The organism is Trabulsiella odontotermitis (assembly GCF_030053895.1).
Taxonomy (GTDB): Bacteria; Pseudomonadota; Gammaproteobacteria; order Enterobacterales; family Enterobacteriaceae; genus Trabulsiella; species Trabulsiella odontotermitis_C.
This window is the reverse complement of sequence record NZ_CP125781.1, coordinates 1,569,244-1,584,107: the sequence shown is the minus strand read 5'-3', so window position 1 is coordinate 1,584,107 and position 14,864 is coordinate 1,569,244. Positions and strand designations below refer to the sequence as shown.

Annotated in this window: 15 protein-coding genes; 2 read left to right on the top strand and 13 right to left on the bottom strand. The window is 53.6% G+C overall.

Going from position 1 to position 14,864, the window contains the following annotated elements; genetic code table 11:
• Nucleotides 1–8: 8 nt before the first annotated feature.
• From nuoF to QMG90_RS07585, 10 genes are all read right to left on the bottom strand, one after another.
• A complete protein-coding gene (nuoF, locus tag QMG90_RS07620; protein WP_283283234.1) occupies nt 9–1,346 on the bottom strand; it encodes an NADH-quinone oxidoreductase subunit NuoF in 1,338 nt (445 codons plus the stop codon).
• On the bottom strand, nt 1,346–1,846 hold the full coding sequence (gene nuoE / locus QMG90_RS07615) for an NADH-quinone oxidoreductase subunit NuoE (protein ID WP_283283233.1): 501 nt from the start codon (nt 1,844–1,846) through the stop codon (nt 1,346–1,348). Before nuoE ends, nuoF begins: the two co-directional genes overlap by 1 nt.
• 2 nt (nt 1,847–1,848) lie before the next feature.
• A complete protein-coding gene (gene nuoC, locus QMG90_RS07610; protein ID WP_283283232.1) occupies nt 1,849–3,654 on the bottom strand; it encodes an NADH-quinone oxidoreductase subunit C/D in 1,806 nt (601 codons plus the stop codon).
• A gap of 88 nt (nt 3,655–3,742) precedes the next feature.
• Nucleotides 3,743–4,417, bottom strand: a complete 675-nt coding sequence (gene nuoB / locus QMG90_RS07605; RefSeq protein WP_002913178.1) for an NADH-quinone oxidoreductase subunit NuoB — start codon at nt 4,415–4,417, stop codon at nt 3,743–3,745.
• 15 nt (nt 4,418–4,432) lie between these two features.
• Nucleotides 4,433–4,879, bottom strand: coding sequence for an NADH-quinone oxidoreductase subunit NuoA (nuoA, locus tag QMG90_RS07600; RefSeq protein WP_038156626.1), 447 nt, complete (start codon nt 4,877–4,879; stop codon nt 4,433–4,435).
• Nucleotides 4,880–5,506: 627 nt separating this feature from the next.
• Nucleotides 5,507–6,448, bottom strand: coding sequence for a transcriptional regulator LrhA (gene lrhA, locus QMG90_RS07595; RefSeq protein WP_283283231.1), 942 nt, complete (start codon nt 6,446–6,448; stop codon nt 5,507–5,509).
• Between the two features lie 410 nt (nt 6,449–6,858).
• The gene (locus QMG90_RS22455) at nt 6,859–7,110 is read right to left on the bottom strand and encodes a hypothetical protein (RefSeq protein ID WP_346733139.1); all 252 of its coding nucleotides are present in this window, start codon (nt 7,108–7,110) and stop codon (nt 6,859–6,861) included.
• The gene (locus tag QMG90_RS07590) at nt 7,092–8,072 is read right to left on the bottom strand and encodes an IS5-like element ISKpn26 family transposase (protein WP_000019473.1); all 981 of its coding nucleotides are present in this window, start codon (nt 8,070–8,072) and stop codon (nt 7,092–7,094) included. Before QMG90_RS07590 ends, QMG90_RS22455 begins: the two co-directional genes overlap by 19 nt.
• 40 nt (nt 8,073–8,112) lie before the next feature.
• Nucleotides 8,113–8,310 (bottom strand): hypothetical protein, encoded by a 198-nt coding sequence (locus tag QMG90_RS22450; RefSeq protein ID WP_309354868.1) that lies wholly within the window; start codon nt 8,308–8,310, stop codon nt 8,113–8,115.
• The gene (locus QMG90_RS07585) at nt 8,292–9,272 is read right to left on the bottom strand and encodes an IS5-like element ISKpn26 family transposase (protein ID WP_000019473.1); all 981 of its coding nucleotides are present in this window, start codon (nt 9,270–9,272) and stop codon (nt 8,292–8,294) included. The genes QMG90_RS22450 and QMG90_RS07585 overlap by 19 nt, the downstream gene beginning before the upstream one ends.
• Before the next feature lie 520 nt (nt 9,273–9,792).
• Here QMG90_RS07585 and alaA point away from each other — a divergent pair.
• Nucleotides 9,793–11,010 (top strand): alanine transaminase AlaA, encoded by a 1,218-nt coding sequence (gene alaA / locus QMG90_RS07580; protein WP_283283230.1) that lies wholly within the window; start codon nt 9,793–9,795, stop codon nt 11,008–11,010.
• Nucleotides 11,011–11,091: 81 nt separating this feature from the next.
• The gene (gene yfbR, locus QMG90_RS07575) at nt 11,092–11,691 is read left to right on the top strand and encodes a 5'-deoxynucleotidase (protein ID WP_054179287.1); all 600 of its coding nucleotides are present in this window, start codon (nt 11,092–11,094) and stop codon (nt 11,689–11,691) included.
• 32 nt (nt 11,692–11,723) lie between these two features.
• Here yfbR and QMG90_RS07570 read toward each other — a convergent pair whose 3' ends face one another.
• From QMG90_RS07570 to QMG90_RS07560, 3 genes are all read right to left on the bottom strand, one after another.
• The gene (locus QMG90_RS07570) at nt 11,724–13,556 is read right to left on the bottom strand and encodes an SLC13 family permease (RefSeq protein ID WP_283283229.1); all 1,833 of its coding nucleotides are present in this window, start codon (nt 13,554–13,556) and stop codon (nt 11,724–11,726) included.
• Nucleotides 13,557–13,640: 84 nt separating this feature from the next.
• Entirely contained in the window at nt 13,641–14,300 is a 660-nt protein-coding gene (locus QMG90_RS07565; RefSeq protein ID WP_283283228.1) for a sugar phosphatase, read from the bottom strand.
• Between the two features lie 11 nt (nt 14,301–14,311).
• Complete coding sequence (locus tag QMG90_RS07560) at nt 14,312–14,806, bottom strand: YfbU family protein (RefSeq protein WP_038156637.1); 495 nt, start codon at nt 14,804–14,806, stop codon at nt 14,312–14,314.
• Nucleotides 14,807–14,864 lie beyond the last annotated feature (58 nt).

Genomic DNA, 14,864 nt, shown 5'->3' with positions numbered 1-14,864 from the left:
AGCTTTGATTACCAGCGCGTCTTCAGCAGGTTCGGCTGGATCCCATCAATCAGATGAGTATTGCTGAACTGCTGCTTGATGCCTGCTTCGAATTCGTCACGGAAATATTTGATCGCACTCTGCAGCGGCTCAACCGCACCTGGCGCATGCGCACAGAAGGTTTTGCCCGGGCCGAGGAAGCGGCACAGCTGCTCAAGCGTTTCGATATCGCCCGGCTGGCCTTCGCCACGTTCGATAGCGCGCAGGATCTTCACGCTCCACGGCAGGCCATCACGGCACGGCGTACACCAGCCACAGGACTCGCGTGCGAAAAACTCTTCCAGGTTACGCACCAGCGACACCATGTTGATCTCGTGGTCAACGGCCATCGCCAGCGCCGTACCCAGACGGCTGCCCGCTTTACCAATGCTTTCAAATTCCATCGGCAGGTCGAGGTGTGCGTCGGTCAGGAAGTCCGTTCCCGCGCCACCCGGCTGCCAGGCTTTAAATTTCAGGCCGTCACGCATACCGCCCGCGTAATCTTCGAGAATTTCACGCGCGGTGGTGCCAAACGGCAGTTCCCAGACGCCCGGATTCTTCACGCGACCGGAGAAACCCATCAGCTTGGTGCCAGTATCTTTGCTCTTCGAGATGTTCTGGTACCATTCGACGCCGTTTTCCAGAATCGCCGGGACGTTACACAGGGTTTCAACGTTGTTGACGCAGGTCGGCTTGCCCCATACGCCGGAGCTGGCCGGGAATGGCGGCTTAGAACGCGGGTTCGCGCGGCGACCTTCGAGGGAGTTAATCAGCGCGGTCTCTTCACCGCAGATGTAACGCCCTGCCCCGGTGTGCACAAACAGTTCGAAGTCGAACCCGGTGCCAAGAATGTTTTTTCCGAGCAGGCCCGCTTCGGTGGCTTCGGCAATTGCACGACGCAGATTTGCCGCCGCTTCGATGTACTCACCGCGCAGGAAGATGTAACCACGGTACGCTTTCAGCGCAAACGCGGAGATCAACATGCCTTCCACCAGCAGGTGCGGCAGTTGTTCCATCAGCAGACGGTCTTTATAGGTGCCCGGTTCCATTTCATCGGCGTTACACAGCAGATAACGGATGTTCATGGATTCGTCTTTCGGCATCAGGCTCCATTTAAGACCAGTGGAGAACCCTGCGCCGCCACGCCCTTTCAGGCCCGCGTCTTTTACTGCGTTGACGATCTCGTCCGGCGCCATGCCCCCGAGCGCTTTACGCGCACCGGCATAGCCGTTTTTGCTCTGATACTCATCCAGCCATACCGGCTGTTTGTCACCGCGCAGACGCCAGGTCAGCGGATGCGTTTCAGGAGTCAAAATAATGTTTTTCATTATTTATACCGCTCCAGCAGGTCAGGGATGGCATCCGGCGTCAGATGACTGTGCGTGTCGTCGTCAATCATCATGGTCGGCCCTTTGTCGCAGTTACCCAGGCAGCAGGTTGGCAGCAGGGTAAAGCGGCCATCAAAGGTGGTCTGGCCCGGGGCTATCTTCAGGTAGCGTTCGATGGCAGACTGAATGCCCTGATAGCCCGTGATGTGGCACACCACGCTGTCGCAATAGCGGATCACGTGGCGACCGACCGGCTGGCGGAAGATCTGGCTATAGAACGTCGCAACGCCTTCTACGTCGCTGGCCGGAATATCCAGCACGTCAGCAATTGCGTAGATAGCGCCGTCTGGCACCCAACCACGCTGTTTCTGAACGATTTTCAGCGCTTCAATGGACGCCGCACGCGGGTCTTCGTAGTGGTGCTTCTCGTGCTCAATGGCCTCACGCTCTGCCGCACTCAGCTCAAAAGCCTCGGTTTGTGGTTGTTGATTCTCGTGCATAATTAGCGGTCCACATCTGACATAACAAAATCGATACTACCCAGATAGACAATTAAGTCAGACACCAGACTGCCGCGGATCGCCGCCGGAATTTGCTGCAGGTGCGCAAAACTTGGCGTACGAATACGGGTGCGGTAGCTCATGGTGCTGCCGTCGCTGGTCAGGTAGTAACTGTTAATTCCCTTGGTTGCCTCAACCATCTGGAAGGATTCGTTGGCCGGCATCACCGGGCCCCAGGAAACCTGCAGGAAGTGAGTAATCAGGGTTTCGATATGTTGCAACGTGCGCTCTTTCGGCGGCGGCGTCGTTAGCGGGTGATCCGCTTTGAACGGGCCTTCCGGCATGTTATCGAGGCACTGTTGCAGAATGCGCAGGCTCTGGCGCAGCTCTTCGACTTTCAGCATCACACGGGTATAGCAGTCAGAAACCCCGCCGCCCACCGGAACTTCAAAGTCGAAATTTTCGTAACCTGAGTATGGACGCCATTTACGCACGTCGAAACCGATACCGGTCGCGCGCAGGCCAGCCCCGGTAGTGCCCCACTCCAGCGCTTCTTTCGCGTTATACGCGGCAACGCCCTGAGAACGGCCCTTAAGGATGGTGTTGCGCAGCGCCGCTTTCTCGTAGGAATCCAGACGCTTCGGCATCCATTCAAGGAACTCACGCAGCAGGCGATCCCAGCCACGCGGCAGATCGTGCGCGACACCGCCAATGCGGAACCATGCCGGGTGCATACGGAAACCGGTGATCGCTTCGACCAGATCGTAGATCTTCTGACGATCGGTAAAGGCGAAGAATACGGGTGTCATCGCCCCGACGTCCTGAATGAACGTGGAGATATACAGCAGGTGGCTGTTGATACGGAACAGCTCAGAAAGCATGACGCGGATAACGTCAACGCGAGCCGGAACAGTGATGCCCGCCAGTTTTTCAACCGCCAGCACGTAAGGCATTTCGTTCACGCAACCGCCGAGGTATTCGATACGGTCGGTGTACGGAATATAGCTGTGCCAGGACTGACGTTCGCCCATCTTCTCAGCACCACGGTGGTGATAACCGATGTCCGGGACGCAGTCGACAATCTCTTCGCCATCAAGCTGCAGAATGATACGGAACGCACCGTGCGCAGACGGGTGGTTCGGGCCGAGGTTGAGGAACATGAAGTCCTCGTTTTCGGTACCGCGCTTCATGCCCCACTCTTCCGGTTTGAAAGTCAGGGCTTCCATCTCGAGATCCTGCTTGGCTTTGGTCAGCTCAAACGGATCGAATTCAGTGGCGCGCGCCGGGTAATCTTTACGCAGCGGATGCCCTTCCCAGGTCAGCGGCATCATGATGCGGCGCAGATTCGGGTGGCCTTCAAAGGTGATGCCGAACATCTCCCAGGTTTCCCGCTCGTACCAGTTGGCGTTCGGGAAAAGTTTGGTAAAGGTGGGCAGATGGAGATCGTTTTCAGACAGCGCGACCTTGAGCATGATGTCGCGGTTGCGGTCTACTGAAATCAGATGATAGAAAACGGAGAAATCCGCGGCAGGTAAACCTTCGCGGTGGGTACGCAGACGTTCGTCCATGCCGTGTAAGTCAAACAGCATGACGTAAGGTTTCGGCAGTTTCCTGAGGAAATCGCCCACTTCCAGCAACTGTTCGCGTTTCACCCAAACAACGGGTACCCCGGTGCGGGTTGGCTGAACAGTAAAGGCATCCGGCCCAAAACGGTTGCGCAGTTCGCCAATAACAGGATCGTCAAGGTGATCCTGTGTTTGCCAGCTGGCGGCGTCATGCGCGGTTAAATCGGTCATATTGTTCACCATTGCAAAAGGTCCGTGGTGACTGTCGGGCGTGGCTTCGCGTTATTTATTGTGATCTGCGAAGGGGAAATCCACAGCCCGCAGGCGCAAGTTAAATCTCGTCGGGTGTGCGCAGATTCGTGACAGCAATGCGTTCGCCGCGTTTACGCTCGCGTTCGGACTGCATATTTGCGCGATAAACCCCCTGATCGCCCACCACCCATGAGAGCGGACGACGCTCTTTGCCGATGGATTCCTGCAGCAGCATCAGCGCTTGCATGTAGGCTTCCGGGCGTGGCGGGCAGCCAGGAATGTACACATCAACCGGGATAAACTTGTCAACGCCCTGCACAACAGAGTAGATATCGTACATACCGCCTGAGTTTGCGCAGGCGCCCATGGAAATCACCCATTTCGGCTCCAGCATCTGGTCATACAGGCGTTGAATAACCGGGGCCATTTTGGTGAAGCAGGTCCCGGCGACGACCATCAGGTCAGCCTGGCGCGGAGATGCACGCAGTACCTCGGCGCCAAAACGCGCAACGTCATGCACCGCAGTGAATGACGTCACCATTTCAACGTAGCAGCAGGACAGGCCAAAGTTATACGGCCAGATTGAGTTCTTGCGGCCCCAGTTAACCATGTCGTGCAGCGCGTGTTCGAGTTTCCCCATGTACACGCTCTTGTTGACTTCTTGCTCCAGGGGGTCGGTTACGATCTCCTGTTTTTGCAGGGGATAACGGTCGTTCTCACCGTTAGGATCTATGCGGGTGAGCGTATAATCCATCTTATTGCCTCGCTTTTACTGCGTATGACGGTTAGTGGCGCTTTCTGTTTCCGGATTTACCAGCGTGCGGCGTGAACGTGCAGGCGTCCAGTCCAGCGCGCCAATACGAACGAGGTAAACCAGACCAGCCAGCAGCACTAAAATGAAAATGGCGGCTTCAACAAAGCCTACCCAGCCGCTCTCGCGGATGGAGGTTGACCATGCGTACAGATACAGGGCTTCAACATCGAAGATGACGAAGAACATGGCAACGAGGTAGAACTTCGCGGAGAGGCGTAAGCGGGCAGAACCTACAGAGTCGATACCCGATTCAAAGGGGGTGTTTTTACTACGCGCGCGTGCGCGACCACCAAGATACCAACCACCAATCAGCATGAAGCAACAAAGGCCAATGGCGATGATGAGAAATATAGCGAATGCCCAGTGATGAGCGATGACTTCAGTGGATGTTGACATACGCATTGCTTAACCAAAGTGGTGACGTCAAAAACGCTGCTCTTGCTGGCAGATGAGCGCCACATCGATTCATGGGGAGGAACAAAAAACCCAAGTAAGATGCCTGCAGTGATTCTCAGGCCGCTAAACGCTGGGGTTTTTTACTCCTTTCTATAACCTTTTGTCAACTTTAACAAAAGTATCCTCACATTAATTTACACGAGACCCATTTCATTAACATTTAATGCGATTTTGTGTAAAAAGCCAGAATCGCTATCAGAATTTACTGTTGTTGAATCGTGTCCGTCCCATGTGTAAACGAGAATTACCGTCCTATTTTGACAGGATTTCTCCCTGATTCCTCCCCCTAATGAGGAGTATTTTTTTGATCTGTGACACGGTTTTGTTAATTGCCTAATAAAAACAGCAACAATCCTACCGTTTTTTTAACATTAGCAGCTCAAACGGTGAGGGTGAAATAAAGAAACGTAAAGTATGGAGGCGGGGGGTTAACTCGCTGAAACACATTGACAAAACGCCAAAACACGGGGAAGTGGCAGGAATGCCATGCAAAAAATTGGCCACAGTGCAAAAAATGCAAAACTGTGGCGCGGTTCTGGAATTACAATTTGTTACCAGAATTAAGCCAAACGTCTACTCAAAACCGGGCTCAAGCTCGCGGGTATCGTCTCCTCCTTCCGGAGTATACGATCCGTAGCGATACCACGGATTATGCTGCTGGCTCATGGACTGAAAAATGATGTCCACCAGCTCATTCGCGCTGTGCAAATTACGGCTCAGCAAATATTCGGTATCCGGTAAGACAGGAAGCCCATCGGTTTTACCTAATACGCGCAGTTCAGGGCTCATCATTTCCACCGGACGCGCAGTGACGCCCAGTCCGGCTTTCACCGCAGCGCGCACCGCCGCGAGCGTGGAGGCCACGTAAGCCAGACGCCAGGGAATGTGCGCCGCATCCAGCGCCTCAAGGATGAGATCGCGAAACGGACTCGGATCGTCAAGCAGCACCAGCGGCACGGGCTCACCGGTTTGCATAACATATTCAGCAGCGCAATACCACAACGTCGGCGACGTACGCAGAATATGGCTGTCGAACGGCACCAGGCAGTGCGACGTCAATGCCAAATCCACATCGTTATTACGCAGCATATCTGCCATTTCCGCGTGGCGCTTTACGCGAACATCAAGCGCCAGCTTGGGATATACCGAACTGATTCGATTAAGTAAAAACGGCAGGATCGTATCGGCTGACTCATCAGATGCGCCAATCGTCAACGTGCCTTGTAAGTTGCTAAACATTAACGATGTGCATGCTTCATCGTTAAAGCGAAGGATCTTCCTCGCGTATCCCAGAAGCTGAATGCCATGTTCCGTCAGCAGCTTATTACGCCCGTGTCGGGCGAAAAGCTCCTTCCCCACAAGTTGCTCCAGGCGCTGCATCTGCTGGCTGACGGCGGACTGGGTACGACCTACTGCGGACGCTGCCGCAGCGAAAGTATTCAGATCAGCGACCGCAACAAACGTTCTCAGCAGATCGAGGTCGAGATTCAGTATCGGACGATTTGCAGTTATCATGATTCTTCACATACAGGTTGCTCGTGCTGACCTGCCCGGTTAATGCTGTGCTCAAATCTTCAGGCAATTCCATTTGAATCGCGTCGCTGGCCGTTGAAGCTCACCAGATGACCGCCTGAAAGAGCGTTATTGCATTGAATACGCCTGCCTGCTCGAGTATGAACAGACCCCTTAGCCATATTTTTGTTTATCCTTGATTTTTGGCGTTATTCAGTTCCTTCTTAATTGCATTCGCCTTTTAGTAAACATGCAGGTTTCGCAAAAAATCCAGGTAGCATGCGATAAAAAGAAAAGAACTAAACTCCAGCATCAAATAAACAAAATATCAGCAATAACATATAGTTATTCGCGTTAGCTTTCAGTTTACGCGCGGCGAGATGCCAGCAGACTGAATAATTAACATCCGTATCCTAACCTAAAACCACTATATTTATAAGTGTTAATGAGAAGAAACTCACACAAATTTTCTTAGTGTTTTCAAAGTGCTTTAATCTAAGGAAGGTGCGAATAAGCAGGTCATTTCTTCCCAAGCTGACTCGCTGATTAAAATTTCGCGGATCTGGGCCGATTTTTTTCCCGCAAACACATCGAATCAGCCTATTTAGGCTATTTTTTCCACCATTTCTGGCGTTATTTCCGGTTTTTACTGAGATCTCTCCCACTGACGTATCATTTGGTCCACCCGAAACAGGTTGGCCAGGGTGAATAACATCGCCAGTTGGTTATCGTTTTTCAGCAGCCCTTTGTATCTGGCTTTCACGAAGCCGAACTGCCGCTTGATGATGCGAAACGGGTGCTCCACCCTGGCACGGATGCTGGCTTTCATGTATTCGATGTTGATGGCCGTTTTGTTCTTGCGCGGATGCTGCTTCAAGGTTTTTACCTTGCCGGGACGCTCGGCGATCAGCCAGTCCACATCCACCTCGGCCAGCTCCTCGCGCTGTGGCGCTCCTTGGTAGCCGGCATCGGCTGAGACAAATTGCTCCTCTCCATGAAGCAGATTACCCAGCTGATTGAGGTCATGCTCGTTGGCCGCGGTGGTGACTAGGCTGTGGGTCAGGCCACTCTTGGCATCGACACCAATGTGGGCCTTCATGCCAAAGTGCCACTGATTGCCTTTCTTGGTCTGATGCATCTCCGGATCGCGTTGCTGCTCTTTGTTCTTGGTAGAGCTGGGTGCCTCAATGATGGTGGCATCCACCAAAGTGCCTTGGGTCATCATGACGCCTGCTTCGGCCAGCCAGCGATTGATGGTCTTGAACAATTGACGGGCCAGTTGATGCTGCTCGAGCAGGTGGCGGAAATTCATGATGGTGGTGCGATCCGGCAGGGCGCTATCCAGGGATAATCGGGCAAACAGGCGCATGGAGGCGATTTCGTACAGGGCATCTTCCATGGCACCGTCGCTCAGGTTGTACCAATGCTGCATGCAGTGAATACGCAGCATGGTCTCCAGCGGATAGGGCCGTCGGCCATTGCCCGCCTTGGGATAAAACGGCTCGATGACTTCCACCATGTTTTGCCATGGCAGAATCTGCTCCATGCGGGAGAGGAAAATCTCTTTTCGGGTCTGACGGCGCTTAGTGCTGAATTCACTATCGGCGAAGGTGAGTTGATGGCTCATGATGTCCCTCTGGGATGCGCTCCGGATGAATATGATGATCTCATATCAGGAACTTGTTCGCACCTTCCCTAAGGAAGGTGCGAATAAGCAGGTCATTTCTTCCCAAGCTGACTCGCTGATTAAAATTTCGCGGATCTGGGCCGATTTTTTTCCCGCAAACACATCGAATCAGCCTATTTAGGCTATTTTTTCCACCATTTCTGGCGTTATTTCCGGTTTTTACTGAGATCTCTCCCACTGACGTATCATTTGGTCCACCCGAAACAGGTTGGCCAGGGTGAATAACATCGCCAGTTGGTTATCGTTTTTCAGCAGCCCTTTGTATCTGGCTTTCACGAAGCCGAACTGCCGCTTGATGATGCGAAACGGGTGCTCCACCCTGGCACGGATGCTGGCTTTCATGTATTCGATGTTGATGGCCGTTTTGTTCTTGCGCGGATGCTGCTTCAAGGTTTTTACCTTGCCGGGACGCTCGGCGATCAGCCAGTCCACATCCACCTCGGCCAGCTCCTCGCGCTGTGGCGCTCCTTGGTAGCCGGCATCGGCTGAGACAAATTGCTCCTCTCCATGAAGCAGATTACCCAGCTGATTGAGGTCATGCTCGTTGGCCGCGGTGGTGACTAGGCTGTGGGTCAGGCCACTCTTGGCATCGACACCAATGTGGGCCTTCATGCCAAAGTGCCACTGATTGCCTTTCTTGGTCTGATGCATCTCCGGATCGCGTTGCTGCTCTTTGTTCTTGGTAGAGCTGGGTGCCTCAATGATGGTGGCATCCACCAAAGTGCCTTGGGTCATCATGACGCCTGCTTCGGCCAGCCAGCGATTGATGGTCTTGAACAATTGACGGGCCAGTTGATGCTGCTCGAGCAGGTGGCGGAAATTCATGATGGTGGTGCGATCCGGCAGGGCGCTATCCAGGGATAATCGGGCAAACAGGCGCATGGAGGCGATTTCGTACAGGGCATCTTCCATGGCACCGTCGCTCAGGTTGTACCAATGCTGCATGCAGTGAATACGCAGCATGGTCTCCAGCGGATAGGGCCGTCGGCCATTGCCCGCCTTGGGATAAAACGGCTCGATGACTTCCACCATGTTTTGCCATGGCAGAATCTGCTCCATGCGGGAGAGGAAAATCTCTTTTCGGGTCTGACGGCGCTTAGTGCTGAATTCACTATCGGCGAAGGTGAGTTGATGGCTCATGATGTCCCTCTGGGATGCGCTCCGGATGAATATGATGATCTCATATCAGGAACTTGTTCGCACCTTCCCTAAATAATCTGACCAACGGACAAATTGTGAATTTAATAAATGATGATTAATTGTTTAATTATTTAATCATTAACATCACTTAACATTGCTTTCACAGACAATGTTTCACCTCAAAAAGAGAAAATAACTAAAAAGGCAATAATTCCCTTTTTCAGTTCACGGCTTCGTTTCCCTATCCTGGCACAGAGTCTGATAGACGTCATATTTTTTGCTCAGCACATAATCCATAAAAACCATCATATAAAAGCATGTCATGCCACTAACAAGGCAAAAACACGCAAGATAACGCCACTTCCGTTTGTCATAACAGCAAAACAGAGCGGAATAATTGTCCACTATTCACAAAATCTTCGTCTGTTGACCCTTCAAAAAGCCCGGTGCGGGGAGTACATTATTCCGTGCTGACTTCCACGGCAGGGAGTCACAATAATAGCTAAAAGGTCAACGATTCATGTCCCTCATCGAAAAATCCAGCAAACTTGATAATGTCTGTTACGACATCCGCGGCCCGGTTCTGAAGGAAGCAAAACGTCTAGAAGAAGAAGGCAATAAAGTTCTCAAACTGAATATCGGTAACCCGGCGCCTTTCGGTTTCGACGCCCCCGATGAAATTCTGGTTGATGTGATTCGTAACCTGCCTACGGCGCAGGGCTATTGCGATTCAAAAGGTCTCTATTCTGCCCGTAAAGCCATCATGCAGCATTATCAGGCGCGTGGTATGCGTGATGTGACCGTTGAGGATATCTACATCGGCAACGGCGTTTCTGAGCTGATCGTCCAGGCAATGCAGGCGCTGCTGAACAGCGGCGACGAGATGCTGGTACCGGCGCCAGACTATCCGCTGTGGACCGCCGCCGTATCGCTCTCCAGCGGCAAAGCGGTACATTATCTTTGTGATGAGTCGTCCGACTGGTTTCCCGATCTCGACGATATTCGCGCCAAAATCACGCCACGCACCCGCGGGATTGTCATCATCAACCCGAATAACCCGACCGGTGCCGTCTATTCCAAAGAGCTGCTGATGGAGATTGTTGAAATCGCCCGCCAGCATAATCTGATTATTTTCGCCGACGAGATTTACGACAAAATTCTTTACGATGATGCCGAGCATCATTCGATTGCGGCGATGGCGCCGGATCTGCTGACCATCACCTTTAACGGCCTGTCGAAAACTTACCGCGTTGCTGGTTTCCGCCAGGGCTGGATGGTGCTCAACGGGCCGAAAAAACACGCCAAAGGGTATATCGAAGGGCTGGAAATGCTGGCCTCGATGCGCCTGTGCGCCAACGTTCCGGCGCAGCACGCCATTCAGACAGCGCTCGGCGGTTACCAGAGCATCAGTGAGTTCATCATGCCTGGCGGTCGGTTGTACGAACAGCGTAACCGCGCGTGGGAACTGATTAACGAAATCCCTGGCGTTTCGTGCATGAAGCCGAAAGGTGCACTCTATATGTTCCCGAAAATTGATGCCAAACGCTTCAATATTCACGACGACCAGAAACTGGTGCTCGATTTCCTGTTACAGGAAAAAGTGCTGCTGGTTCAGGGCACGGCGTTTAACTGGCCGTGGCCGGATCACGTTCGTATCGTGACCCTGCCCCGCCTTGACGAGCTGGAAATGTCTATCACCCGCTTCGGTCGCTTCCTCTCCGGGTATCATCAGTCGTAATCGTCCTGACCGCCGGCGTTTGCATCCGGCGGTCATCTCTGCGCACAATATTCCGAACGCTGTTATTGATTAAGGATCGCTATGAGCCAGAGTCACTTCTTTGCCCATCTTTCACGCCTGAAGTTAATCAATCGTTGGCCGCTGATGCGGAACGTCCGCACGGAGAACGTCTCCGAGCATAGTCTGCAGGTCGCTATGGTGGCACACGCGCTGGCGGCAATCAAAAACCGTAAATTCGGTGGTCAGGTCAATGCCGATCGCATTGCGTTGCTGGCGATGTATCACGACGCCTCAGAAGTACTGACCGGTGATTTACCAACGCCAGTGAAGTATTTCAACTCGCAAATCGCCCAGGAATATAAAGCCATCGAAAAAATTGCGCAGCAAAAGCTGGTCGATATGGTCCCGGCAGAGCTGCGTGATATCTTCGAACCGCTGATAGATGACCGGCAGTACAGCGCGGAAGAGAAATCCATCGTGAAGCAGGCGGATGCGCTCTGCGCTTATCTGAAATGTCTGGAAGAGTTGTCTGCGGGCAACAATGAGTTTTTGCTCGCCAAAGCGCGTCTGGAGAAAACGCTGGAATCGCGACGCAGCGAAGAAATGGATTATTTCATGCAGGTTTTCGTGCCGAGCTTCCACCTTTCGCTGGATGAAATCAGTCAGGATTCGCCGCTTTAACTGACTGCCGGGCGCCCTGCCCGGCAGCCATCTCAGAAGGGGAACAGCACCGGGATCAGCAGCACGCAGGCCACCATCACCAGCACCGTGAACGGAATGCCCAGCTTCATAAAATCGCTGAAGGTATAATTTCCCGGACCAAGCACCAGCGTGTTAACCGGTGACGAAACCGGCGTCATAAAGGCCGCCGAGGCCGCCATCGCCACCACCATCGCAAACGGATAAGGCGACACGCCCATCGTTTTTGCCGCCGCCAGCGCAATCGGCGCCATCAGCACCGCCGTGGCGGTATTAGAAATGAACAGGCCGATCACCGCGCACATCACAAACAGACAGCCCAGCATCAGATACGGCCCCTGCTGACCGCCGATATCCATCAATCCACGGACGATCAAATCGACGCCGCCAGTCTTTTGCAGCGCATGGGCGAATGGCATCATGCCGACAATAAGAATGATGCTCGGCCAGTGAATGGCTTTGTAGGCGCTTTCAGCGTCAATACAGCGAAAGCGCCCCATCAGCAGACAGGCCACAATCGCCGCGATCGGATTGGGAATTTCGTCGGTGAGCATTAGTGCCACCATCAGCACCAGGCAGAAAATGGCGTGCGGCGCCTGGCTGTGCGCCGGAGAGGCTTCGCTTTCTTCGATGGGCATATTGAGCACGACAAAATCGCGCCCGTTTTGCGCCAGCAGGCTAATCAGTTTCCAGTTTCCCACCACCAGCATGATATCGCCCAGTTGCAGTGGTTCGTCCACTACCACACCGTCCATCGCCTGCCCGCCGCGCTTGAGGCCGACAATATTCAGGCCGTAGCGGGTACGAAAAGCGATTTCGCGGACGGTTTTACCCAACAGCTCGGAGTCCGGGATCAACGACACTTCCGCCATCCCTACGTCCAGCGACTGGTCGGAGAAATATTCACCGCGCAACACCATCGGCTCCAGCAGTTGCTCACTGCAAAACTGACGCAGGTCGACATCAGCGGCAGACATATCAATCAGTAACACATCGCGGGCGCGGAATTCAGACACACCGTTCACGTTAACGATCACCCGCCGAAAGCGTCGCCAGCGTTCCACACCGATAACGTTGGCGCCGTAGCGTTCGCGCAGACGCAGATCATCAAGCCGCTGGCCAATCATCGGCGAGCCGGGGCGGATCGCCAGACGCCGGGCGCGACCGGTCAGACGATATTCACGGATAAGATCGCGAAACGACGGGCGTTTCCAGCCATCGCCCGCGGTGTCCTGCTTTTCGCTTTTGAGCATAAAGCGCGTCAGCAGCATGTAGACAATCCCCATCAGCAGAACCACCAGCCCCAGTGGCGTTACGCTGAAGAAGCGGAACCCGTCGTACCCTTCGCGGATCAGTTCACTGTGAATAACGAGGTTGGGCGGTGTCGCGACTAACGTCATCATACCGCTGATAAGCCCGGCAAAACTTAACGGCATCATCAGGCGGGATGGGGAAATTTCCATGCGCATCGAGACACTCAACACGACGGGGATAAAAATAGCAACCACGCCGGTCGAGCTCATAAACGCGCCCAGTCCGGCGACGGTCAGCATCAGGCAGACCAGCATTTTGGTTTCGCTGTTACCGGCCACTTTGACCAGCCAGGCCCCCATATTGGTGGCAACACCGGTGCGCACGAGGCCGTCGCCGATGATAAACAGCGCCGCAATAAGAATAATGTTCGGATCGCTGAAGCCAGAAAAAGCTTCGCTCAGGGTCAGTGTGTCGCTCAGGACAAACGCGACAATCACCAGCAATGCCACCGCATCCATGCGCACTTTGCCAGTGGCAAATAACACCACGGCAACCGCCAGCAGGCACAGCACCCAAATAAGTTCACCGTTCACAACGTGTCCTTGTCAGATGTCGGGATGAAAGTGAAGAAATAGTGCCATAAAAAAGCCCCGCCAATCCGGGGCTATATCATAGGATTATGCTTTTAATGCCACGTTTACCTGCCCGTCAGCGTTTTTGGTGATAATCAGTTGTTCCAGCGACGTCAGGATAAAGTCTGCTTCCTGCAGGCGAGGGGCGCTGGCAGGAACATTAACGGCAATAACGTGGCACCCGGCGGCGAGGCCGGACAGTACGCCCGCCCCCGCATCTTCCACCACCACACAGTCCTGCGGCGACAAACCCAACAGTTCGGCCCCTAACAGATACGCGTCTGGTTCCGGCTTACCGCGCTTCACGCGCTCGGCGGTAACGAACACTTCCGGCGTTGGCAGCCCGGCGGCTTTATGACGCGCATGCGCTACGGGACGCGTGCCGGAGGTGACGATAGCCCACGGTATACCGGCTTCATTGAGCTGATTCAGCAGCGCCAGCGCGCCAGGCAGCGGAACAATTCCGTCGGTGTCGGTGGCTTCGATGTTTTCTAAGTACGCGAATTCGGCCTGGATCTCCGCCTCGCTTTTACCCGGTAAGAAATGACGTAATGACGTGACAGCCTGTTTACCATGGATAAAATTCAGGACTTCATCATGCGCAAGACCATGACGATCCGCCCAGTGACACCATGACCGCTCAACGATGGGCAGAGAATCTACCAGCGTGCCATCCAGATCAAACAGAAAACCTTTACAGTGCACACACGCCTCCATCAGGAATTAATAATCTGGTCGATTTCATTGCTGCTCAGATGATACTGGCGCGGGCAGGCGTGCCAGGCCGCCAGCATGCGCTGATATTTTTCCCACATAGACGTCTGTGAGTTGAAACCGTGCGTCCCGGCATCGAAATGGGTATAACGGCCTTCGGTATTCACCATAAAACGCACGTAGCTGAGGTAGCGTGCTTCTGTGGCCGCGTCAAAACCGAGAAACGTCACGCGACGCTCATCAATGATGCTGGGATCTTTCAGATTAGCCCAGGAGACATGCAGCGCGTGGTACATCTCCATGATATCGATGATCGTGCGGCAGGTATCTTCTGTCAGCTGGCCGAATTCGCGATCCAGCTCCCGCATCTGCAACCCATAGCCGCGCTCAATGATCGTCTGCAAACGACGATACTTTTCTGCATTGTCTGGATCGAGCATCGTCATCATCTTGTATTGATTCGACAAGATAAGGCGTTGAGCGTTGGTCATTTCCATTTTTTGACTCCTGTTGCGCGTAGGGCATAAAAAAAGACACATATTCTGTGTCTTCTTT